Source organism: Priestia sp. YIM B13491 (assembly GCF_042787605.1).
GTDB lineage: Bacteria > Bacillota > Bacilli > Bacillales > Bacillaceae_H > Priestia > Priestia megaterium_E.
This window is the reverse complement of record NZ_JBHZOR010000007.1, coordinates 145,435-168,523: the sequence shown is the minus strand read 5'-3', so window position 1 is coordinate 168,523 and position 23,089 is coordinate 145,435. Positions and strand designations below refer to the sequence as shown.

General features: G+C 34.8%; 20 protein-coding genes and 1 pseudogene. 10 read left to right on the top strand and 11 right to left on the bottom strand.

Annotation, left to right across the window (positions count from 1 at the left end; translation table 11 throughout):
• Positions 1–335 precede the first annotated feature (335 nt).
• Positions 336–500 carry a hypothetical protein gene (locus tag ACFX4E_RS22690; protein WP_335571095.1) on the bottom strand — a complete coding sequence of 55 codons (165 nt, stop codon included), beginning with the start codon at positions 498–500 and terminating at the stop codon, positions 336–338.
• Positions 501–664: 164 nt separating this feature from the next.
• The gene (locus tag ACFX4E_RS22685; protein WP_377259201.1) at positions 665–1,840 is read right to left on the bottom strand and encodes a DUF4145 domain-containing protein; all 1,176 of its coding nucleotides are present in this window, start codon (positions 1,838–1,840) and stop codon (positions 665–667) included.
• Between the two features lie 730 nt (positions 1,841–2,570).
• Between ACFX4E_RS22685 and ACFX4E_RS22680 the strand changes: the two genes are divergently transcribed.
• On the top strand, positions 2,571–2,792 hold the full coding sequence (locus ACFX4E_RS22680; protein WP_377259197.1) for a hypothetical protein: 222 nt from the start codon (positions 2,571–2,573) through the stop codon (positions 2,790–2,792).
• Positions 2,793–2,865: 73 nt separating this feature from the next.
• On the opposite strand, the pseudogene ACFX4E_RS22675 reads toward ACFX4E_RS22680, so the two are convergent.
• A pseudogene (locus ACFX4E_RS22675) lies at positions 2,866–4,363 on the bottom strand (class I adenylate-forming enzyme family protein).
• Positions 4,364–4,793: 430 nt separating this feature from the next.
• Between ACFX4E_RS22675 and cax the strand changes: the two are divergent.
• The gene (gene cax, locus ACFX4E_RS22670; RefSeq protein ID WP_377259194.1) at positions 4,794–5,837 is read left to right on the top strand and encodes a calcium/proton exchanger; all 1,044 of its coding nucleotides are present in this window, start codon (positions 4,794–4,796) and stop codon (positions 5,835–5,837) included.
• A 362-nt stretch (positions 5,838–6,199) separates the two neighbouring features.
• On the top strand, positions 6,200–7,714 hold the full coding sequence (locus ACFX4E_RS22665) for an arylsulfotransferase family protein (RefSeq protein WP_098333864.1): 1,515 nt from the start codon (positions 6,200–6,202) through the stop codon (positions 7,712–7,714).
• A 258-nt stretch (positions 7,715–7,972) separates the two neighbouring features.
• Here the strand turns inward: ACFX4E_RS22665 and ACFX4E_RS22660 are convergent, their stop codons facing one another.
• The 4 genes from ACFX4E_RS22660 to ACFX4E_RS22645 form a co-directional block, all read right to left on the bottom strand.
• Entirely contained in the window at positions 7,973–8,374 is a 402-nt protein-coding gene (locus ACFX4E_RS22660) for a hypothetical protein (protein ID WP_034276572.1), read from the bottom strand.
• Positions 8,375–8,683: 309 nt separating this feature from the next.
• Positions 8,684–8,866: a hypothetical protein gene (locus ACFX4E_RS22655; RefSeq protein WP_098333476.1), complete on the bottom strand. Its 183-nt coding sequence runs from the start codon at positions 8,864–8,866 to the stop codon at positions 8,684–8,686.
• 161 nt (positions 8,867–9,027) lie between these two features.
• Positions 9,028–9,267, bottom strand: a complete 240-nt coding sequence (locus ACFX4E_RS22650; protein ID WP_377259190.1) for a hypothetical protein — start codon at positions 9,265–9,267, stop codon at positions 9,028–9,030.
• A 412-nt stretch (positions 9,268–9,679) separates the two neighbouring features.
• A complete protein-coding gene (locus ACFX4E_RS22645) occupies positions 9,680–10,267 on the bottom strand; it encodes an NDxxF motif lipoprotein (RefSeq protein ID WP_377259187.1) in 588 nt (195 codons plus the stop codon).
• Positions 10,268–10,459: 192 nt separating this feature from the next.
• On the opposite strand from ACFX4E_RS22645, the gene ACFX4E_RS22640 reads away from it, so the two are divergent.
• From ACFX4E_RS22640 to ACFX4E_RS22625, 4 genes are all read left to right on the top strand, one after another.
• Complete coding sequence (locus ACFX4E_RS22640) at positions 10,460–11,353, top strand: AraC family transcriptional regulator (RefSeq protein ID WP_098248865.1); 894 nt, start codon at positions 10,460–10,462, stop codon at positions 11,351–11,353.
• 518 nt (positions 11,354–11,871) lie between these two features.
• A complete protein-coding gene (locus ACFX4E_RS22635) occupies positions 11,872–13,374 on the top strand; it encodes a spore germination protein (protein WP_028410003.1) in 1,503 nt (500 codons plus the stop codon).
• 30 nt (positions 13,375–13,404) lie between these two features.
• On the top strand, positions 13,405–14,598 hold the full coding sequence (locus ACFX4E_RS22630) for a Ger(x)C family spore germination protein (protein ID WP_098525851.1): 1,194 nt from the start codon (positions 13,405–13,407) through the stop codon (positions 14,596–14,598).
• A gap of 19 nt (positions 14,599–14,617) precedes the next feature.
• Entirely contained in the window at positions 14,618–15,721 is a 1,104-nt protein-coding gene (locus tag ACFX4E_RS22625) for a GerAB/ArcD/ProY family transporter (RefSeq protein WP_098332611.1), read from the top strand.
• 9 nt (positions 15,722–15,730) lie between these two features.
• Here the strand turns inward: ACFX4E_RS22625 and ACFX4E_RS22620 are convergent, their stop codons facing one another.
• From ACFX4E_RS22620 to ACFX4E_RS22605, 4 genes are all read right to left on the bottom strand, one after another.
• Positions 15,731–15,943: a YczF family membrane protein gene (locus ACFX4E_RS22620; protein ID WP_225049659.1), complete on the bottom strand. Its 213-nt coding sequence runs from the start codon at positions 15,941–15,943 to the stop codon at positions 15,731–15,733.
• Between the two features lie 704 nt (positions 15,944–16,647).
• Complete coding sequence (locus ACFX4E_RS22615) at positions 16,648–16,770, bottom strand: hypothetical protein (protein WP_255256595.1); 123 nt, start codon at positions 16,768–16,770, stop codon at positions 16,648–16,650.
• A 312-nt stretch (positions 16,771–17,082) separates the two neighbouring features.
• Positions 17,083–17,781, bottom strand: coding sequence for a polysaccharide deacetylase family protein (locus tag ACFX4E_RS22610; protein ID WP_028409999.1), 699 nt, complete (start codon positions 17,779–17,781; stop codon positions 17,083–17,085).
• 1 nt (position 17,782) lies between these two features.
• On the bottom strand, positions 17,783–18,985 hold the full coding sequence (locus ACFX4E_RS22605) for an MGDG synthase family glycosyltransferase (RefSeq protein WP_377238489.1): 1,203 nt from the start codon (positions 18,983–18,985) through the stop codon (positions 17,783–17,785).
• Positions 18,986–19,463: 478 nt separating this feature from the next.
• Here ACFX4E_RS22605 and ACFX4E_RS22600 point away from each other — a divergent pair, with 478 nt between their 5' ends.
• The 3 genes from ACFX4E_RS22600 to ACFX4E_RS22590 all read left to right on the top strand — a co-directional run bounded on the left by ACFX4E_RS22600 (position 19,464) and on the right by ACFX4E_RS22590 (position 22,899).
• Positions 19,464–20,756, top strand: a complete 1,293-nt coding sequence (locus ACFX4E_RS22600) for a VTT domain-containing protein (RefSeq protein ID WP_028409997.1) — start codon at positions 19,464–19,466, stop codon at positions 20,754–20,756.
• 93 nt (positions 20,757–20,849) lie between these two features.
• Positions 20,850–21,569: a response regulator transcription factor gene (locus ACFX4E_RS22595; protein ID WP_098332609.1), complete on the top strand. Its 720-nt coding sequence runs from the start codon at positions 20,850–20,852 to the stop codon at positions 21,567–21,569.
• Positions 21,547–22,899: a sensor histidine kinase gene (locus ACFX4E_RS22590; RefSeq protein WP_377238487.1), complete on the top strand. Its 1,353-nt coding sequence runs from the start codon at positions 21,547–21,549 to the stop codon at positions 22,897–22,899. The genes ACFX4E_RS22595 and ACFX4E_RS22590 overlap by 23 nt, the downstream gene beginning before the upstream one ends.
• Positions 22,900–23,089: the final 190 nt, after the last annotated feature.

Here is a 23,089-nt window from a genome sequence, read left to right as displayed (position 1 = left end):
TCCATTTCGGACACATCCTCTCAAAAGTCATTGTAAGGACTTAATTAAATGGTGTCCATGAAACTATACTAACTCCATTATATTTGTCTAACTTTCGGAAAAAGCAACCAAATAGTTGGTTGCTTTTTTATTCATCATACGTATAGAATGTCTTTTCATTTATTATCTGCTATGTGTCCCTTTCGCTCCCCAATAAATTTAAAATGAGGTTAGGAGGAGCGAAGGGAACAAGAACATATTTATGATAATAAAAAAAGAGAGAAATCCATTTTATTTTAAGCACCTTATTTCTTCTATTTAAAATCTAACCTCAATAAAAAAGCTTTCACAAAGGCTTAATAATTTAATATAAATTCATTTTCTTCATCGAATTCTGAAACTTCCTTTTGTACAGCTGGTACCTGATCCACAGGGGATGAACTTGAGTAAATAGCAACAACTAAAGTAACCAGAGACGAACAAACAACTACCCATCCTCCATAATACAATGCTTTTTTCATAGTGATCTCCTCCCTAGGGTATTCTTTATAAAATATAAGATATTTCTAACTTGAAGATAATGGAACTATCTCTATTTAGTTAAGCTGGAAGGTGAAAACCCTTAAAATTTTGAAAGGGTTAAGAACCCTTTCCGTTTAGCGAACTCGCTTAGCCATATTACTACCTAACTATATGCATTATTTAGCTTATATAAAAAATCATCTAGTTCTTCTTCGCTTTGAAATTTAAAAGAGTAGCCAAAATTAGTTGGTGTTTTCCCCTTGTTTATCGCTTTCGGAAAGCTTCTTAATGCCGTATTGTGACTCGGTTTGTCAGGAATTTCAAACTTTTCCTTAGCTGTATCTGGGTGTAGAACAATCGTTGTTAGCTTATTAGGTAGTAAATATACAATCTCTTTAGTAATTTTGTGTTCAAATTCTATAGCCTTTTTCGTTGGGTGATTCAATTTAAATTTATGTTTATCAAAGATTTTATTAACCTTTTCGCTTATCGTAATGGTTTTAACTTCAGTGTCGTGGGTTTCTGACATATTCATACGTACTACACTTTCAATACTATTAATTTCTTCCCAAAACTTTTCCATACCTTGGTTACCAATACCATTTAATTTCATATGCAGCTCAGCCATCGGCTCGTTAATTTTATTTAGAGAAGTAATTCCTACACGTGAAAACTCACTCAATAGATACTTACATCCATTTACAGGAAGCATAGTGATAGGCATATCTGCTAGTTCGCTAGGTATAAAAATCTTTTCATTTTTAAATTGAAGATGAGCATTCATGGGAGATAGAATTGCCTCGTTAGTGGCGGAAAGCTTTAGTTTCGCTACATTTTTTACTTCTTCCTTTTCTAACCTCATATCATCAATCTTTTGATCTAGATATAGTTTAAGTGTTTTATCTTGATCGTTATTTGTTTCTGAGGCAATAGGAAGTTTATACGCCGGAGCTTTAAACTCGTATGTCACATACAGCTGCATATACCAAACGCTTATTTCAAATAAAAACTTATGAGTCTGCAGCACATCGGCAGTCTCTACTTCCTTCACGTCATGTACAGCTTTATTTCCCTTCTTTCGAATCCACTCTAATTTTAGATAAATATCTTCTTCAATCGCATTTTGGCGATATAATTTATGTATTCTCTCAGCATGCTTAAGGGCATATAGCTCCTCAAGTTCTTCTTCCTTACTGATTAACTTCACAAGGTGCTCACTATATAAACGGGCCTGTATCAATGAGGCATGGGGCTCGTTAAACAAATTATCTTCTATACGCTCAGCCAGGTTTGCTAATTCGTTCGAGAATTGTCTAACGAAATCAAATAAAAAATTCATCTTTCTCTCTCCTGTTTCTTAGTATCTATTAAGCTAAAAGTTTTATTAAAAATTACTCGTTTTCAATACTATTTAGTTGAAATTTATTTAAGGAATGCTTTTATTACTCTTTCACTTGATATGATAGTAACCTTTGCAAATTAGGAAACTGATTATCTGGAGTAGATAAACAAACTTTATATCATGTTTTTGATACCAATTATTACGTATTAATTCGTTAGCACTCAACAGTTACTTTCACATGTAAAGTTATGCGGATTTTACATCATTTTAGCATAAAATCCCATAAAAAAATCACTCCTTTAAAAAACTATATAACTTTAGTGGCTATCATAACTGTTTTAGGAATTGTATAAATCCGGCTAAATCATCTACTTGTAAAGAAATAAAATATAGAGTTCTTTCTCCCTTTATACATATCGAGGTCCACTTAATTGACGTATTCAATAATAAAAAGAAGAATTTCGATTTACGGCCGATTAACTGGAGAAAAGATGTACCAATAGAAAGTCTCATCGGTCTTTTCATTGGTTTTTTTATTGGGATTTTTTTAATTTATTGTTTTACTGATTATCGTAAAAAGAAAAAACATAATTAATTCACTGCTTTACAAACGAAGCGCATGATGCAAATTTTAATAATCTAAAATAGCTTTCTGTACAACGTTCATAAAAGCAGCTATTTAGGTTAAATTATTATTGAATAAACGCATGGTACTGGAGGTTGTAATTTGTTAATAGGTGAAATTGTTCAAAAGCTAAATAATGGTGCTACTTATGAGGAGATTGCTTCTTCCACCAAAAGTAATGAAGATATATTGAGGAATGATTTAAAGAAATTCGGATTTCACTATGATAATAACGAAAAAAAGCTGGTATTTACAGGATACGAATCTGAGTATAAGAATACACTTCGTATTTGTTATCCAGATATAAAAGGACTTTCCACTTAACATTTCTGCTGTAAATATATAATCTCCCATCATAAAAGCGTGGACTGCATTCAGCCCACGCTTTTAACTAACTTCATTTTAGTTCTCTTTTTAATACTTTACCGAGCTGATTTTTAGGGAGTTGATCAATAAAATAAACTTCGGGAATTTTGTAGCTTGCTAGACGATCTCTACAATATTTTAAGATATCTTCTTTTGTTAAGGAAGAATGAGGATCTTTTACCACATACGCTCTAGGTTTTTCTCCATAAACTGGGTCTTCTACTCCTACTACAGCAGCTTCTATAACCGTATCTATTTGCTCAATTATTTCTTCTACCTGATCAGGATAGATATTATCACCGCCATATACGATAACATCTTTAAAGCGTCCCATAATATATAAAAAGCCGTCTTGATCTACCTTTCCAGCGTCTCCCATATAGAACCAGCCATCTCTAAGGACTTTGTCAGTCGCCTCTTGATTATGCCAATAGCCTTTAAAACAATAGGGGCTTTTTATGATAATTTCTCCAACTTCTCCTGTTTTCACTTCTTGTCCTGACTCGGGATCAATAATTTTTACTTCTACACCAGAAAGAGGCTTGCCTGCTGATTCAATTTTTTCATTTCCCATATTTGGTGTCCATACACTGACTGTCCATGCTTCTGTACTTCCATAACCTTGTATCATGCTGATGTCCAATTTTTCATATTCCTTAATAAGATAAGCAGGAACTTTTGCCCCTCCAGCAATAGCAACCTTTAGTGAAGATTTCTTTGCCTCTGCATTTTTCACTGCTTCGAGCATTTGCATATACATAGAGGGAAACGCTAACATCATAGTGATCTTATGAGTTTCAATCGTTTCCCAAATGATTTCCGGTGTAGGATCTGACAACAAAAATAACCCCATCCCGTTGGAAACAGATTTCAAAATGTTATTAATAGAACTCATATGATAAAAAGGATGCGAGGCAAGAAAACGACCATCCTCTTCATAATCGATTCGTTGACTAGATGGTTGTATGTAAGAATATACATGACCATGCTCAATCATACAGCCTTTTGCGTTGCCAGTTGTTCCAGAAGTAAAAAGAAGCATGGCAATGTCGTCTTGAGAGACCTGTATATTTGGATTTAGTATAGAATACGCAGAAAAAATTTCATTATATTCTTCAACTGTCTCCACACTATTTTTTCTTCCTACTTGTAAAGTAATCACGTCATTTAATATTTCAGAATCAAAAGGAATAACCTCATGAAATTTTTGGTCGTAGAAAATAACTTTAGGTTGTGCACTATCTAAAATATCAATAATTTCATACTTCGTAAGCTGCCAGCTAATAGGAACAGCTACGGCCCCAATTCTTAATGCGGCTAGCAGAATCGTAGGAAACGGATGATTGTTTTGACAGAGAATTGCAATTTCGATCCCCTTTTTTAATGTTATGGCTTAACAGGTAATGAGCGAGTTGATTGACACGTTCATTATATTCTTTAAATGTAAGGAAAGATGTACTCCAAATTAAAGCCTCTTTTTCAGCAGATTGTGTAGCCCTTTGCTCTAATAGTTCTCCAAGTGTATACATGATAGCTCTCTCCTTTAATGATAATGACCAGTTTGAATCATATTTAAATGGTGCTTCATTCTAATTATTTTTAAATCTATAAACTACATTACCCACAATTAACGTTAACGCAAACGTTAATTGTGGACATTCGAAAAATTCATATCTTTTTAGCATGTAGAAGATATATATTGGCTATTCAAAGCAGACTATTCAATATACTTTGAAGCTTATGTTGAGGAGTTCATAGCGCTTTATCTTGTACGATTCTTTTCTTTTTTAACTTTACACCAGCTATTAAGTATGTTCTCTTTCTATGCGTCGAGTTAATTGCTAGTTGCACTCTCCATGTGAATAACAAAAGTCTTAAGAGTTATATTAATAAAAACGCTAAGATAATATAGAGCTTCTCTTCTTGCTATAGGATCTATAAATGACCATGGAGGAAAATATGAATAAAGTCTTTTTCATTTTTATGATTATTGGTGTACCTCTTTCAATTATTGGCAGCATTTTTAATTGGAATTATATTTTCATGTTCTTTATTTACTGTGTGACATTAATTAGCTTGGCTAATTACATCAGACGTTCTACTGAAAGCCTTAGCGTTGTAGTAGGTCCAACAGCAGGAGGATTACTTAATGCTACGTTTGGCAACGCTGCAGAAATTATTATTTCGTTTTTTGCATTAAGTAAAGGACTAAATACAATTGTCATTTCCTCTATTACTGGAGCAGTCCTCGTTAATCTACTTTTTGCGAGCGGAATATCAATGATTGTTGGAGGAATTCGATTTAAAAAGCAAAAATTTAGTGTGTTTAAAACACGACACAATACCTCTCTCTTAATGTTTGCTATTATCGTAACTTTTGTATTGCCATTTATCTTTGCAAAACGCTTGGATGATAAAGATATGCAGGTTCTATCAACTTCTTTTGCTATTGTGATGCTGACCATTTACCTGCTTGCTCTTCTTTTTAAACTTGTCACGCATAAGGGGATTTTTACTGGAAACGCAGAAGAAAATGGAGAGGAACCAGAATGGGGAAAAAAGAAAGCAATCGTTGTACTTGGACTGGCTACAATTGTACTAGCTTATATTAGTGAAAAACTTGTTGGCACCATTGAGCCAGTAGGTGCTGCCTTAGGCTGGAGTCACGTTTTTATTGGAATTATTGTTGTAGCCATAGTCGGAAGTGCTGCAGAGTACGTGTCAGCAATTGCAATGGCCTATAATAACAGAATGGACGTAATGGTGGAGATTTCCATTGGTTCAACCGTCCAAACGGCCATGTTTGTTGCTCCTATACTCGTTCTATTTTCATACTTGTATGATTTTTTGCCTCTTGTATTTAATACAGCGGAAATGATTGCGATGATCCTTGCCGCTCTCATGACGGTGACCGTTGTTAACGACGGTGATTCCAACTGGTTCGAAGGTGTTTTACTTATTGGTACCTACATTGCGATAGGCTTTAGTTTTTACCTTTTATAGAATTTTTTCAAGAAAAAGATGAAAATTTCAGCTTACATAAAGACAACGCTTGGTCATCTTTTTAAATCTTGACGAATAACATATATGCAAAAATTTGCTTTTCTTTTGCATGGTTTTCAACTTTAAACACGATTAAAATATTGCTGCATTGATAATATATAAAGGTATATGAACGAGAAAAAAGAGCTCTTATCTGCTAAGGGCTCTTTTTTTACATTTATTTCATCTGCCCTTATATACAAGCATTTAAAATAAATAAAAGACACAAGTAAACCTAAAACATATGTACATATTCTGACGTAAATGACATATTAATAGCTCGACAGTGCTAATAATAAAATTCAGAGGAGATGAGAGTGGGAATGGATAATTTTAATTCACAATCATCCACCAATCATTCAAACCCGCAAGTATGGAATTTTGTTTCGGCTCCTAATTTACATCCCATGAAGGTTACCATTAATGTTGATAAGCCCGGAACAGCTCCCGGCCTATTATTTGTTGCGCCCTATACGGTATATGAAGCAGCGATGATTGGCCAAACTGGGGCACTAATTATGGATCAGACAGGTAATCCAGTGTGGTTTAGACCACTTGCTAGTAGATATATTCAAAACACAGACTTTCGAGTACAAATGTACTGCGGGAACCCTGTTCTTACGATGTGGCAAGGAACAATTTCAGGAACTCAAACCGCAACTCCAAACCTTCCAGCAGGCGATCCTGAACCTGGTGCTTATTTTCAAATTATCAACCAGCATTATAAGGTCATTAAAAAATTATTTGCTAAAAAAGGATTTACAGCTGATGTGCATGAGTTTACAATCACCGAACGGAATACGGCTTTGTTTACGGCAGTAAAACAAGTACCTGCGGATTTATCTAAGTATGGTGGACCAGTACGCGGATATTTTGATGATTACTCTATTCAAGAAGTAGATATTGAAACGGGAGAGCTTCTCTTCTTTTGGAGTGCACTTGAACATATTAATCCAGCTGATTCAGTGGTACCTGCTTCATCCGCGACAAGTTCTAATAATATATGGGATTGCTACCACGTAAATTCAGTCGAAGAAGGGCCAAACAATACACTTCTAGTGAGTATGCGTAATATGTGGGCCATTTATAACATTGATAAAAAAACGGGAAAGGTAATTTGGCAACTTGGTGGAAAACAAAGTGATTTTAAGCTTGGACCGAACGCTGCATTTTCTTGGCAGCATGATGCGCGCTACAGGTCCGAAAATAGGATAAGCTTGTTTGATGACGCCTGCTGTGCCTCTTCAACCTCTCCTCCGGAGGGACAGGCGCGTGGTTTAATTCTTCACTTAGACTATAAACACAAGGTCGCCAATGTAGATCGAACGTATTATCATGACCCAGCTTTATATGTTCCAAGTCAAGGAAATGCGCAAAAGCTTTCCAATGGAAATCAACTCATTGGGTGGGGGCAAGAGCCCTACCTTTCAGAGTTTAAAAATGCTGGCAATACACAAAGAAACCCTTCATTTAATTTGTTATATGATATGCGGTATCCAAATCAGAATCTTTCGTATCGAGCATTCAAAAATAAGTGGGTAGGTCTACCACTTTATCCGCCTAGCATAACGGTAGACTTATTGCATGACGGTCAAGCTACAGTTTACGCATCATGGAATGGTTCAACAGAAACGGTTGCTTGGCAGGTACTGGCGGGACCAACACCTTTTAAATTAGCAGTAGTGATATTTAGTAGCCCTCGTACTGGATTTGAAACAGATATTCATGTCCAGGCAGCTGGCCCCTATTTTCAAGTAAAAGCATTAGACTCTTGCGGGAACGTCATTGGTACATCACCGACTACTTACGTAAAAATAAGACGAAATAGACGAAAGTGAGCATTAATAATCTTCTATTAGATTTTAAAAATGGTCGTATAGCGCCCCACTCAGAAGGCTTGAGGGGGTCTTTTACCTTTTAAGGAATCAACTAGAAATTACATGAGCTAAGGACTTTTTCAAAAAACCGCTACTATATTAATCTAAACTGCAAAAATAAAATTTCTGATATATAATATTATATTTTAACAAATAGTAAGGATAAAGAACTGGGGGAATATTTGATATAGATGAGTATAAGGTGCTTTTTCTCCCTAATTACTTAACTTTTAAAATCATATCTTCTGACTTTTCATTCCATTTAACCGTTAAAATCATATATTCAGGTTTAATTACATCTTTACTAGCATCAATCTTTACTTTTTCTTTGAAATTCCCTTCTTTATTTAACCTTGCGTCTCTTACTGCAATTCCATTTTGATTATTTGAAGTGTCTAAATTAATCCCAAAATCTCCTACGGATTCTACCTTACCACCTAGATAATTTAAGTTCATTTGAGCTGTTTCTTTCCTATTTTCAACAGGATATAACGTAATAGTAGCTGACCAGCTTTGAGTTTCACCTGAAAACTCTAAAGGATCCTCAGCTTTACTTTGACATCCAACTACTAATGAAATAAAAAAGAAAAGACTAAATAAAGCAATATAAAACTTTCTCATGCTCTTCCTCCATGTAAACACCATAATGTCATTTTTACTACTATATATTTTATTAAAATATATACCTTTAGTTAACATGGCGTAGAATATTATCTAGTAAAGAACATATGCAAGATCTTTTTTAATAGCTGTTCATAGGTTTTGAAAGCCGCACTAAATGTGGAACGTTCCTTTTCATTTCCCATCATAATTTTATCCCCTTTTATTTTAAGCGGGTATATTATATACAAGTTTATACAAAATGAATTGTCGTTAGTTTAAATAATGAAAGGTCTCCCAGAAATAATTCTGAGAGATTAGTAAAAAAAATTAACCTGTAAAAAAACTTACAACACCTATAAGCACAAAAAATATGAGAATTGCAGATAAAATGAGTACAATTGTAAAGATAGGTTTATACTTTGCTCTACTTTCTTCATTACTTATCTTATTATGTAAATCATCTAATTTTCTTTCAATTTCATCCAGACGTTTTTCCGTGTTAATATCCATCACCTCCTACCTTTTATACGAATTACTTCTATAAAAGTTTCCTAATTACTGTATTTTAAGGAATGTATATGTAAAAGCCGTTTTGAATTGTATTTATAGTTAGTTACCGAAATCCCCTTTTCACATAGTAAATTTTCATTTTTTTAAAACCTTAATCTAAATCAAAAGTGAAGTGGACTTACTTGTTTGATAATAAACGAAATGATAAACGAAACAGAAATTGTTGCCGCTAGCTGCTTTGGATTTTTGTAAAAGACTCCGCATAAAACAGCATACATAATGAATTCTTCCATATAACTTACATGGATATAAAATACTCCAACCCCTAAAGAAAGACTTAGCAATAACCCCATAGGCAACGCTGGTAATATCCAAGCTAGACGTAAATTATTTTTAGCCATCTATATAATAGCTGCTAGAAACGGAGACGCTAGTGCGATACTTCCCCACAGTAAAAAATAACTAGTTGGAAAAAATCCAAATAGAAAAGCGGAATATATATAATAGCCTGTTAGCATTCCTATAAAGAACATGAATGTATTAAGAGCTCCACTAATTTTGGTTTTACTATACGCGGCTATAAGGGTAGCAATCAGGACCCAAATACCGGCCCTAGAACACAAATCCCCAAAATACGGCAGAATATTCATCCACCAGCTTCCATCAACACCTGCAATAGTATCTAAATATTTGGCTACTATCCCCAAAGCTGTACCGAAGACTAAATAGATAATAGAAAATGCAAGTTTATTTGTAGACTTAACTACTCCAATAGTAAACTCCCCCTAACCAAAGCAAATCTATTAAATTGTTTTAACTCTTTCGTCCAAAAGCTTTTGTATCAATATTGTTGTCATCTAGAAAATTCTCTATCTTTTTCTGTTCCCTTCCATTTACACCTTCATTTCTATTCATAAGTGACTCAATTTCTGTTTCAGAAAAATCTCCTTCGCTCATATGCTCAACCATGTCATCGATGGCTTGATCCAGTTCATCCAAAATTTGATTGGAACCCATAATAAAGCGGCTAATTCTCTCTGACTCTTTTTTATATCCTTCTGGTAGAGTATTGTGCGAGATATATGTGGAAAAGTTACGATCATTTTCTTTGACCAGATCGTTTAGTTGTTCAAGTTTTTTCGCTTCAGCTTTAGGTAGCTGTTGATCAGAATCCATCATTTCTTCAAATTGATCACTGATATTGGATAAATCCTCGTTAGTATTTAAGTAAGTCTTTATACTTTCTTTCATTTCCTTTTCATCAATTACAGCATTATTTTTCGATGAACTAAATATAGAAGTTGGTAATACAATTTCTTCACTAACTTTTTTTGTACTTTCCTGATAAGAACAAGCACCTAATAAACAAATAATCATTAAGCTAAAATAAAGTTTCTTCAATTCAAACGCTCCCTTTACCAATGTGTTAATTCCATTAATTTACATAGAAAATTTTAGCATTAAAATTCCCTTAGGACTATACATCTAGAGGCGTATATTGCAAAACTACCCTCATCTAATTGAATATAGCAAAAAATGTTAAGAACAACGATTTGTTTGCTGTTATAGTGAACGTAAGGTAGGTGAATGTAAATGAATTATGTAACTTGTATACAGAGAACGCTAGATTACATTGAGGAGAATTTGGAGACACAGATTACTTTAGAAAAGTTAGCAGAAATTGCTTGCTTTTCTCCTTTTCATTATCACCGTGTCTTCCAAGCCATGGTTGGAGAATCGGTGATGGATTATGTGAGGAAACGAAGACTTACACGCGCAGCAGAACGCTTATTTTTCACAGATGAAAAAGTCATTGATATCGCACTTGATGTTGGTTTTCAATATCAAGAATCATTTAACAGAGCGTTCAAAAAATTTTATGATGTTTCACCGAAGCAATACCGTAACGCAAGGAGAATATCTGGACCGCTGCAAGGAAAAGCCTACCTAACTACCACACTTTTGTCAGGAGGAAATAAGATGGAACCAAAACTAGTCACTAAATCTGCTTTTTATGTCATTGGATATGAGCTAAAAACGAAGAACGAGGGTGGTCAGAATAACAAAGACATTCCTGAATTTTGGCAACAGTACATGCAAAATGGATTAGGCTCTAAAATCCCCAATCCCCTAAACGCAAGCGCGGAGCTTGGCATTTGCACTGATTTTAATCCTGAAACGGGTGAGTTTGTTTATATAATTGGCATGGAAGTAAAGGAAGGCACTCCAGCTCCTGAAGGAACAGTTTACAGAAGCTTCCCTGAACTAGAATATGCCGTGTTCACTACTCCAAAATCAAATGAAGAATCTTTTACTTCTTCCATTCAGTCCACATGGAACTATGTTTTTACAGAATGGTTTCCAGAATCAGGTTATGAGCACTACGGATCAATGGAGTTTGAACTGTATGATAAGAGGTGCTATGGTTCAGAAAATAAAGAGATTGACATCTACATTCCTGTAAAAAAACAGACTGTTAAGGCATAAAAGAGAACTTCCATTTGTTTAAGAGAAAAGTAGTGTAGAAATTCATTTATAATACTGAAGATATTCCTATACAAAAGCCCAATCTCTAAGCAATTAAATTTAGGATAGGGCTTTTTGTTATTTCGTGTTGGGAATTTTGGAGTTAATCAATGTGACTATTCACTTCATTTTTAATTATTATCATGTACGATATCGGCCATAAAAACATCAGCTATATAGAGAAATGTGAGGTGCTTTTCTTTCCAATTACTTAACTTTTAAAACAATGTCTTCTAATCTGTCACTGGATATAAAGTAATACTAGCTAAACCGCTTTAATTTTCATCTGAAAACTCTAAAGAATCCTCAGCTTTATTTTGACGTTCAACTAATGCGACAAAATAGAAAACAAAGTTAGATACATTTCCTATCATTTTATTTTATATATCTTCCTCATGCGCATATTTTTTACATTTTATAGGAATGATAACGTTACTCGTTGTATAACAAATATTCACTCATATAAAAGGTGGTAAAACGTGCGACAAAGATATCTTTTGAAAAGCTCTACTAAAGAAAAGACAACGGATTGTTCAGCAACTCCCTTATATGATGATATAAATAAAAATATAGAGAGACTATTGAACGAATTGGGAAATAGCTCTGATGTATCGTTTCGAATGGTTGAGTCTCCGTATCAAAAAACGTTAAAAGCAGCCGTTATTCACCTTGACGGATTAGCAGATGAAAACATTATAAATGAGAATATCATGACTCCTCTTATTCAGGGGCTTAAGGAAAGTAATCAAGTAGTAACCGTCAAAGAGATAGAAGCACAAATACCCCAGATGTTAACTGTATCTCAATTGACTATAAAAGAGAATTGGCATGAATTTATGTCAGCGGTTTTAACTGGTGATACAGTCATACTACTGAATGGAAGTTCTAAAATTTTCATTGGCAATACAAAAAAACTTCAGTCCCGCGCAGTAACAGAACCAACCAGCCAAACTGTTGTTAGAGGACCTAAAGATAGTTTTACAGAGAATTTAAGGACTAATACCTCCTTGATAAGAGCTAGAATTCAGGATTCTAATTTACGCTTAGATAGCATGAAAATTGGAAGCGTAACCCAAACAGATATAGGGATTATGTATATTAAAGGGAATGCAGATGAACGTATTGTAGAGGAAATCAAAGAACGTTTAAAAGAGATTAAGGTAGATGGGGTCCTCGAGTCGAACTATATTGAGGAATTTATCCGGGATGATAGGACGACTATTTTTCCACTTTTATTAAATACGGAACGACCTGATGCTGTTGTAGGAAATTTATTAGAAGGTCGAATTGCTATTATTGTACAAGGAACACCTTTTGTATTAATTGCGCCTGCTATTTTTTCTCAATTTTTTCAGTCTCCCGAAGATTATTATCAAAATTATTATATTGCTTCCTTTTTAAGGATACTAAGATTTGGCTCTTTTTTTCTTTCTATGTATGCGTCTGCTATCTATTTAGCATTGATTACGCATCATCAGGGACTTATTCCAAACACATTAATGGTCAGCTTAATGGCGCAAAGAGAAAGAGTTCCTTTTCCAGCAATTGTAGAAATGGTAGTGATGGAACTAGCTTTTGAGATGTTGCGAGAAGCAGGAATACGAATGCCTAGGGCAATCGGACCAGCAGTCTCCATTGTAGGAGCGCTGATTCTAGGACAAGCAGCTGTAGAAGCAGGTTTTGTATCGGCGGCTGTTGTGATCATTGTTGCTATTTCTGCCATCAGCAATTTTACACTGCCATCTACTAGCATTGTCAATGCGGCCCGTGGTTTTCGGTTTATCTTGATTCTAATTTCAGCATTTATTGGCTTATATGGAATTTTGCTTATGACCTTATGTATATGGCTTCATATAAGTAGTCTAAGATCTTTTGGTATCCCCTACTTTTCACCTTTTGCTCCCTTTGATTTTAAAAAGCAAAAGGATACTTTAGTTCGATTCTCTTTACCATCTCTGTTGAAAAAACATCAAAATAAATAGACTTCGTATAAAGATAAATGAGGATAGAAAATGAAAACTTATCTTTCGCTTTTATGGATCGCTGCCATTTGTTTATGCGTTTCAGGATGTTCGAATTACCGAGAATTAAACCAAATAGGAGTTATTATAGGATTGGGAATTGATGAGAACGAAAACTTGGAACAACCTTATAAAGTAACCTATCAGATCATTAATCCAAGTGGTTTATCACAGGGCAGTTCGTCAGGAGGACAGGGTCTTCCTGTCATTAACTATACAGTAACGGCCAAAACGTTAGTGGAAGCATTAAAAAAAGCCTCTGTCGTCATCCCAAGAGAACATATTACTTCTCATCTTTCGCTTATCGTTGTAGGTGAAAAGTTAGCAAGAAATGACCTTAGCTTATTATTTGATGCCTTGGATCGAGGCAAGCAAGCTCGTACAAGTATTCCAGTTTTTATTGCACGTGATGGAACTGCTGAGAAATTGCTTGGTGTAATTGAACCTTTCGAGGTTACTCCAGTCAAAAGTATTCTAAGTACAACCCAGAACAATCAAAAAATGTACGGAATAGTTAGTAATGTACAAGCATATGAAGTTATTTCTATGCTTTTGAGTGAGGGAAAAGACCTATCTCTTCCTGGAATCACCATTAACAAACCCTCTCAGAAGTCAGAAGAAGCAGGCAATTTAGAGAATACCAGCCCAAGTGCTATGCAGGTAAAGGGATTAGCTATGTTTAGAAAAGGGAAATTAGTTCGATGGCTGGATGGCGATGAGGCTCGATCTGTTCAACTTGTTACGTCTAAAGTGAAGAGCACGGCCCTTGTTTTCCCTTGTAATATAAATGCGAATATCACAGTTACGACGACCGGAATAAAAAGTCAAATAAAGACAAAAATCCGCCATGGACAACCTTTTATTCATACAGATTTGAATGTCATGGGAGAAATTACGGAAACATCATGCCAAAAAGATTTAAGCAACCCAAAGGTATTAAAAGAATTGGAAAAAGAGGTACAAAATGAATTACAAAAGGAAATCACAAAAACTATTCGCATCGCACAAAAAGAAAAGGTAGATATATTTGGCTTTGGTGATAGCTTGTCTCGAACCAACCCTAGTTACTGGCGTCAGCATAAACAGAATTGGGAGAATCTATTTTCAAGCGCAAAGGTATCGATGAATGTGAACGTCAGTATTGTAAATACCGGAATGCGGACAAATCCTTATGAGGTAAACTAGATGAGGAGCTGAAAAAGCGTTGACTAAAATAAAAATCGATGGGTTTCAATTATTTTGTATGATGTTTATCTTTATATTAGGCAGTACGTTGCTTTTAGATATAGGAAAGGCTGCTAGGCAAGATGCATGGGTAGTCCCCCTTTTGGCTACTTTTTTTGGATGTTTACTGTATTTAGTCTATATCTCCTTATATAAGAGATACCCTAATATACCCTTGACTGGCTACCTCATTAAAATCTGGGGTAAATACGTAGGCGGTGCTATCAGCTTTTGCTATATTATATATTTTGTTTATATTGCTTCCAGAGTACTACGTGATTTTGAAGAATTACTAATTAGTTCTTCTTACTATGTTACATCGATTATTACGCTGGGGATATGTATGACCTTTGTGCTGATTTATAGTATTCACTTAGGAATAGAAGCATTCGCACGAGTTACATGCTTATGTTTTGTTGTTATTTTACTGACTCTTTTTATATTAAATGTTTTATATGTAGTAGGAGGCTATATCAAGGTGGAAAACCTTCAACCCGTATTAGCAAATGGATGGGGAAACATAGGGAAAGAGTTAGCCCCTCTTGGTATTACTGTCCCTTTCGGGGAATTGATTACCTTCACTATGATTCTTCCTTATTTGAATAAAAAAAGTCAGGCTGCAACAATTGGGTTATCCGCTATTATAACAGGAGGAATTGTCTTAACCATTAATTCGATTATTCTTTTGTGTGTACTCGGACCAGAGACTGTTTTAAGATCCTCTTTCCCCGCTCTGACAGCTGTGAGTTACATTAACATAGCTAGTTTTATTCAAAGGCTGGATACCTTTATTCTTATTCTCATGGTCATTTTAGGTTTTGTTAAAATAACCATCTATTTCTTTTGTGCAGTGATTGGCGCGGCTGATTTGTTTCGAATGAAATCTTCTGTTACAAATATTTATTTAATTGGCGGTGTTATTTTTTTCTCCTCACTCATGATTGCTCCTAGTTACCAAGCTCATATAAATGAAGGACTCAAAATTGTTCCTTATTTATTGCACCTTCCTTTTCATATAGCAATTCCCATCCTATTGCTGATTACAGCATATATAAAACAAAAAATAAAGCCTGCCCTTTCATGACAAGGGAGGCTATTGTTTTTTTAAAACAGGAAAAATGCTAACAGTAAGGAATATCAAAGCAAATAAAATAACCAAAAAATAATCTTCTCCACGGGCAATTACAAAATATTGTTTTAGGTTATAAAACGATTGAAACATATAGTTTCCCTGAAAAACGTCGATGAATGCAATAAGAACATAAGCCCCCAGCAAAATGCATAAGGATGGAATTGTTTTAGCCATTATATCAGCCTCACCTTTTTCTTTTAAATTGCGGTAAATAATATAAAAATATACAAGGCGTCCATGAGATTCAATAATATTTATTAAATGATGGAAAATAATTGATTTTCTGCAAAGCAATCTGTTATAAAAATTTAACGCAACAAGAATTGTGGACATTGAGCTCCAAGGAACTTTGTTCATTCTAATGCACGATTCTATTTTTATAGACTCTTAAGAAATAGTACAAGCCAAGCAGAAGTAATCCTACATTTGTATAAAAATAAAAGATAAATTCATACAAAAAGTTCTTTTGAGCCAATGAATCAAAAACGTAGTGCAATAAGTGGTATAGCGCTACATAGATTAAACAAAGATTCCAGAAAATATTTTCTTCTCTAGAATAAATCTCTCTTAGTAATAAAAGAATGATCCACCAAAACACAAGTATGGATAATGTACTGAGTAAGTTAATTGGATAAGTCTTATAGTAAAAGAAATACGCGCTGCTATAAAATAAAAGCATCGATAGTAACAACATGAATAGTGGCTTTCTAGAGTGTTTATTGGTGATAAAAAAGTACAAGCCAACTAAAATGGCAATAAAAAAATAAATGTAATTCAACAAATTTCCCATCTTAAACCTCAAAATCTTTATAATTTAATACTATGATATTTAAGTTTCTACTAAAATCTTTTATGTATTGGCTCAAAAACACAGCACTTTACGCTTCCTTGCCTTTTTTATATGTATAATACCCGAAGATAGCAATCCCAAAGGAAACTCCAAAAGCGGTTGAAAATGCTGTTAAAAGATCAAAATTAGAGGTGAACAGAATATTAATCATTAAGTTTCCTCCAAAGAAGATTAAAAAGTATACAAAGAATTTTAAAATAACTTTTTTCAAGAACTACCCTACTTTCATAGATGTCGTTTAAATTGACTGCTGATTCAACATAGATTTTATAAACTGCAAAATTATAAATATATCCAATATAAGATTATATTACCATATATTTTTTACTGGCCATAAAAAAGAACCTCTTTAAAATAGAGGTTCTTTTTTTATAACAGATAAGATATTTAGTTACGGTAATGACAAGAATTAAAATGTCATTCGCAAGCTTTAATAAAGATAATCTTCTAATCCTCTTACTACCTATAGCTTCTCTACCAATTCATCAACACGGACACAAGTGAATCCTTTTGTTTTCACTGTCTTTAATACATCTCTTAACGCATTAATTGTGTTTCTTGGAGCTTCAGATTCTGCTCCGAGCGTATCTCCGCAGTCGTGCAGCAAAATGACGTCCCCGCCTTTTATATTGGCTAGGCGTTTTTTAATCTTTTCGCTTCCGCCAGAGGTTCGCCAATCTTCCGCCATGATTGACCATAGAATAATCTTATATTTACCTCTTCTCATAAAATCGAAAAGGTTGAGCATTCCCCAAGGCGGTCGATAATAAATAGGTGTGACTCCAGTGATAGATTTAATCACCTTGGCTGTATTCTTAACTCCATTTCTAACCTTCCAAGGCGACATAAACCAGTTGGAGTGATGTACGTAGTTATGAATTCCGATTAAGTGGCCTTCATTATGCATGCGCTGAATCAGTTCAGGGTACTTTTCTGCTTTAGTACCGACCACAAAAAAGGTTGCCTTCACCTCATTTTTCTTCAGTAAATCAAGAAGTATGGGGGTATAAACAGGATTCGGACCATCATCAAACGTAAAAGCAATTTTGGATAAATCCCTTCCTCTTTTAACTACGTTCACTCCTAGGCTACGTGATAGGAAATACGGAATAACGGTGTATAATAAAATAAAAAAAATAATAGCAGAAATCATGAACTCCATATTATATACTCACCTCTATCTCCTTTTGCTTTTGTATCGTTCTACTATCTGTTACGTTACGTAATGAACCGCATCTTGCTGCTTCGACAATGACATGGAGAGCTTCCGTGGATGATGTTTTGGTTTGATATTTTTTCATCCTTTGTTTCATCCATCTTAAAGGTGCTGAATCGCGGACAAGATTTTCAATTTGCGCAATTAACTTTTTTTCTGACTGTGCAGACAGTGCGAATCCCGAACGACATAAATATTCTGCATTGTCTTCTTCTTGTCCTGGTAACGAATGATAAAGTAGTATTGGCAAACCCATCGCCATTGCCTCAGAGGTTGTTACTCCCCCCGGCTTGCTGATCATTAAATCTGAAATAGCCATTAATTCTTCAACCTTTTCACAGTATCCAAAAATTCTCACGTCATGCTTTGAGTCTTTTAATTCCCACTCTAATTGTGTTTTTAATTTCTTATTTTTACCGCATACTATAAAAAGTTGAATCGGTGTGGAAATGGATTCTAATGCCTTAAAGGTTGAAAGTCCTTTTCCAAAAAATCCGTCTCCCCCTCCCATGATGAGCAGGGTGAACATATTTGGATTGATCATATATTTATCTAAGAGAAGGTCTGTTGGAAGAACATCCATAAATCTTTTCCGTACAGGTATTCCAGTGTTTTTAATTTTGTCCGCCTCTACCCCTAACGCAATTAATTGATCACGCAATCGAGCAGACCCTACCATATATTGATCTGTAGAGGGATGAATCCAATAAGAATGATCCGTATAATCTGTGATGATGGTTATCGCCGGAATATCAATTAACCCTTGCTCTTTTAATTTCGATATTATCCCAGCGGCAAATGGATAGGTACTAACCACTACTTTCGGTTTTATTTCCTGTATGATTTTAAGCACCGTTTGCATGCCCGATAAAAAGATCGAATTTAGCTTAACGGAAAACGAATTTTTTACACGAGTTTTTTTATACAAAAAGCTATACACTTGAGGAAACTTCTTAATGCTTTTTTTATAGATATAGTTGCTGATTGGATAGAGGTTGGGATGAATCCATTCCATGATATCCATGTTAATAGGCTCAGCATCAGCAATCAGCTCATTTACTGCCTCGCTTATCGCATTTGCCACTTGTTTATGCCCTTCTCCAAATGTAGCGGAAAGAATGAGGTATTTATCTTTTTCACGATTATTCATGACTTTTCCCTCCTTGTAGTTTGTCTGCTTTTGCTATGTGGTAAAGCCTGGGCTGTTTCCCGCACCTTTTTGTTCTCTTGTTTATACGATTAAAGAATTACTCTACTTGGAAAAGAGTAAGCATTATAAAAAATTAATAATGGGTAGTTACCCTTTTTAATCAATTTGTGTGATGTGTCTTTTCTTCTTTTTCGTTACATAGATTGGTTAGGAACTCCTTACACTATTTATTAGAAAAACAAACAGTCTTAAGTTGAGCTTTCAAATAGCACATTTTCAGTCTACGTTTTGTAATTAAAAATAGGCTAAAAATAACATTAAAAATCAATGAAAAATCCAGTTTTTTTAATAAATAATGCTACATTAAAAGAAATACAAAGGTGAAATTAATCTTTTCATCTTTGTATTTCAATCCCATGTAAGCATATTCGCCTTACCGACTGTGCTTTAGATACATACTATGAAAGAAGGACAAACCATGGATTTTATCACATCTTATATAAATCAGTACGGATATATCGTGCTGTTTCTAGCATTAATGCTGGAACTTCTTGCGCTTCCTCTTCCAGGCGAACTGCTTATGGGCTACGCTGGGGTTCTTGCTTTTCAAGGACATTTAAGCTGGGTGGGAAGTATCTTGGCGGCTGGTATGGGGAGTATGGTTGGAATGACTATAGCCTACGGGGTAGGCTATAAGTTAGGGACTCCTTTTTTTGATAAATACGGCAAACCCCTTCATATGGGGCCAGAGCGAATTGAAAGAATGTCAAAATGGTTTAGTGTACATGGAAACAAGCTGTTGATTATTGCTTATTTCCTCCCAGTTATTAGACATATTACAGGATATTTTTCAGGAATTACTCGGCTTCCTTTTCGCACGTATGCACTGTACGCCTATAGTGGATCATTTCTTTGGGTCACCACATTTATTACTCTAGGAAAGTTATTAGGACCTCAGTGGGAACAGTTTCATCATTCTATTAAGAAGTATTTTATCATTGGGATAATTGTAGCTGTAAGTTTGTTCGTTGCTATTTACATTTATAAAAAGTTCAAAGTAACGATTAAAAAGATAGCAATTAATTGTCTCGAGTGGATAGTAAATGTGTTTCATACGCGGAAACGGGCAGGTCTTGTTTTTATATTTACAGCATTAGTAACATTAGCGTTTATTCTGCTTATGGTTGGAATGACGCAAGACTTTATCGCAAACGAGTTTGGAGATTTTAACAAAATAACCAGTCTATTAATATCAGCCCTTTTTAATAAAGATTGGAATGTACCAATGCGGATACTTTTCATGCTCGGATCCAGGCAAGTTCTGGTGGCATTAATTTTCTTTACACTTGTATGGATTTTATGGAAAGGCAGAGATAAAAAAATCGAATTATTATCTCTGGTAGTTGTGGCAGGCGGCGGAGAGCTGTACGAAGAAAGCCTAAGACGAATTTTTCACCATTTCTCCCCTATTAGAAAATCGTTGATAGAACAGCTTTCATACACCTTTCCAAGCGAGCAGTCTTTAATGGCTTTTGTTATTTATGGGTTTGCTGTGTTTATGATGGTTCGACACTCTAAAAGATTATGGGTTCCTACATTAGCACCAATAGCAGCCATTCTTATTTTATTGCTTATTGCGATTAGTCGTTTGTACCTCAGCATACAATATCCCAGCGATATTGCAGCAGGATATGTATTTGGAGGAGTATGGCTAGGGTTAAACGTTTTGCTTCTTGAAACCTTCCGTCTTATGAAAGGTATTAATCTATAGTGGTTCACTAAAAAGAAAGGTCCAACTAAACAGGAGCTTATCTTGTCCAAATGAAGTTTATTACATTTTGAACGATGCGAAAGGAGAACCTGCATGCAAAACCGTATTTTAATCGTTGAAGATGAAGAAATGATTGCACGAGCTCTTCAGATTGAGCTTGAGCATGAAGGATACCAAGTACTCGTAGAGCACGAAGGAAAAAGCGGCCTTGAAGCTGCTTTACATAACAGCATTGATCTAGTTTTATTAGACGTTATGCTTCCAGAACTTAGCGGTATCGAAGTCCTTCGAAGAATTAGAAAAAAGAACACCTACCTCCCTGTTATTCTTTTGACAGCCCGTGATACTACGTTAGATAAAGTGATGGGACTAGATCATGGAGCTAATGATTACATCACCAAGCCCTTCGAAATAGAAGAGGTATTAGCTAGAGTGCGCAATAGTCTTCGTCATAGATCTATCATTCAAGAAGTTACTGAAAAAAAAGATGTTCATTTATCAATAGAAGATTTATCTGTAAATTTAGAGACCAGAGAAGTGATAAGAAAAAACAAAACGATTATATTAACACCGAAAGAATATGATTTGCTTGTTTATTTACTAAAAAATCAAAATATCGTACTGAGCAGAGAAAATATCCTTTTGACCGTTTGGGGCTATGATTATGAAGGAGAAACAAACGTCGTAGATGTGTATATTGGACATTTGAGAAAGAAAATAGAAGAAGAGATTAACTCTCCCTTGATTCGCACCGTCAGAGGAGTAGGATATGTGATAAGAAAGGAACCATATGAAAATTACTACCAAGGTTAACTTGTTTATTACAGTTTCTCTGTTAGTCAGCTTGCTCATTGTAAATACGATTGTATTTTTCTTATTTATGAAAACAACCGTTAATATGGAAGCACACTTAGTCTTCAAAAATGCGAATGAAATGTTGAAAAAATACCACATTTCTGAATCATTATCGCTAGACAAAAACCTTTTAAACTCTTACATGCCTAGTCACTCTTTTATTCGAATCGTGGGACCGAACTCTACAACTATTAATCAAGTCACTAACGACAAAGTCCTTGTTCAGAAAATCTCACCTACTTTTTCAACGGAAAAGAGCTTTGAACTTAGACCTTTTCAAGAACATCAAAATTTAGTAGTTCACGTACCGATTCATCAGAATCACAAAGTAATAGGCACGTTAGAAATAAGTGAGCGGTTATCAGGACTAGAAAGCCGCAAAGATATTATTTTGTCCATAATGGGGACTGTTACCGTTGTTTCGGTTCTTCTCTCTTTTCTAGCTGGCAGATGGTTATCGGCTATCATTATGAAGCCTATTGTATCAATGATCTCTACAATGGAGGATATTGAACAAAGTGGAACGCTGAAAAAGATTGGTATACAAACTGAAACAAAAGATGAAGTGTACAAAATGGCAGCTACATTTAACCGCATGATTAGTAAACTGAAGGAAAACTCAGATAAACAACGGCAATTTATTTCCGATGCCTCTCATGAGTTAAAAACACCTGTGACTGTTATTAGCAGTTTTATTACGATTCTTAGAAGGCATGGAACACAAGATGAAACAATAGCAAAAGAAGCAATTGAGGCTATTTATTTAGAAACAAATAGAATGAAAAATTTGACTAAAACACTGTTAAGTTTAGCTGAATTAGAGGACTCGGAACCTGTTGACATAAAATCAGTTGACCTTGTCTCTCTCAGTACAGCCCTTGTAACTCAGTTCATGCAAGTTTATGACCGACCTATTATCCTGCATAAAAATTCCCACTCCATTGTCATCAAGGGAGATGAATTGAAGCTGAAACAAGTAATCATTATCTTTTTAGATAATGCCATAAAGTATAGTACCGATGTAATTGAGGTCTTTTTGGAAAGTAATCAGCATAAAGCGATTCTCCGAATAAAAGATTATGGCATTGGCATACCAGAAGAAGAACAATCTCATGTTTTTGAAAGGTTTTATCGAGTAGACAAAGCCCGCAAACGGGATTCAGGAGGAAGTGGACTGGGATTAGCTATTGCTAAAAATATTGTGAATCTCCATAAAGGAGAAATTGATATACAAAGCAAAGAACATGCTGGAACAGAGATTAAAGTTACTTTTCCCCTTACAAACTGAGTAAGTCGCTTTTATATAAATTAGCTCATGTACCACTAGTGAGGCAGCAACTATCAATATTTAATTTCTAAAAATGCTACCTACTGGATGCACCCAAAACGGAATCCCCAGTTTTTTATGAGAAAAAACACCTCCAAGTGATTGCTCGGTACTCCATACCCGGTTATCAGCTTGAAGGTGTTTTTTATTT

Excerpts from the sequence above, each read along its gene's own strand:
- ACFX4E_RS22690 (WP_335571095.1), bottom strand. The coding sequence starts at position 500 with ATGAAAAAAGCATTGTATTATGGAGGATGGGTAGTTGTTTGTTCGTCT.
- ACFX4E_RS22685 (WP_377259201.1), bottom strand. The coding sequence starts at position 1,840 with ATGAATTTTTTATTTGATTTCGTTAGACAATTCTCGAACGAATTAGCA.
- cax (WP_377259194.1), top strand. The coding sequence starts at position 4,794 with ATGAATAAAGTCTTTTTCATTTTTATGATTATTGGTGTACCTCTTTCA.
- ACFX4E_RS22665 (WP_098333864.1), top strand. The coding sequence starts at position 6,200 with ATGGATAATTTTAATTCACAATCATCCACCAATCATTCAAACCCGCAA.
- ACFX4E_RS22660 (WP_034276572.1), bottom strand. The coding sequence starts at position 8,374 with ATGAGAAAGTTTTATATTGCTTTATTTAGTCTTTTCTTTTTTATTTCA.
- ACFX4E_RS22655 (WP_098333476.1), bottom strand. The coding sequence starts at position 8,866 with ATGGATATTAACACGGAAAAACGTCTGGATGAAATTGAAAGAAAATTA.
- ACFX4E_RS22650 (WP_377259190.1), bottom strand. The coding sequence starts at position 9,267 with ATGGCTAAAAATAATTTACGTCTAGCTTGGATATTACCAGCGTTGCCT.
- ACFX4E_RS22640 (WP_098248865.1), top strand. The coding sequence starts at position 10,460 with ATGAATTATGTAACTTGTATACAGAGAACGCTAGATTACATTGAGGAG.
- ACFX4E_RS22630 (WP_098525851.1), top strand. The coding sequence starts at position 13,405 with ATGAAAACTTATCTTTCGCTTTTATGGATCGCTGCCATTTGTTTATGC.
- ACFX4E_RS22620 (WP_225049659.1), bottom strand. The coding sequence starts at position 15,943 with ATGGCTAAAACAATTCCATCCTTATGCATTTTGCTGGGGGCTTATGTT.
- ACFX4E_RS22615 (WP_255256595.1), bottom strand. The coding sequence starts at position 16,770 with ATGATTAATATTCTGTTCACCTCTAATTTTGATCTTTTAACAGCATTT.
- ACFX4E_RS22610 (WP_028409999.1), bottom strand. The coding sequence starts at position 17,781 with ATGGAGTTCATGATTTCTGCTATTATTTTTTTTATTTTATTATACACC.
- ACFX4E_RS22605 (WP_377238489.1), bottom strand. The coding sequence starts at position 18,985 with ATGAATAATCGTGAAAAAGATAAATACCTCATTCTTTCCGCTACATTT.
- ACFX4E_RS22600 (WP_028409997.1), top strand. The coding sequence starts at position 19,464 with ATGGATTTTATCACATCTTATATAAATCAGTACGGATATATCGTGCTG.
- ACFX4E_RS22595 (WP_098332609.1), top strand. The coding sequence starts at position 20,850 with ATGCAAAACCGTATTTTAATCGTTGAAGATGAAGAAATGATTGCACGA.
- ACFX4E_RS22590 (WP_377238487.1), top strand. The coding sequence starts at position 21,547 with ATGAAAATTACTACCAAGGTTAACTTGTTTATTACAGTTTCTCTGTTA.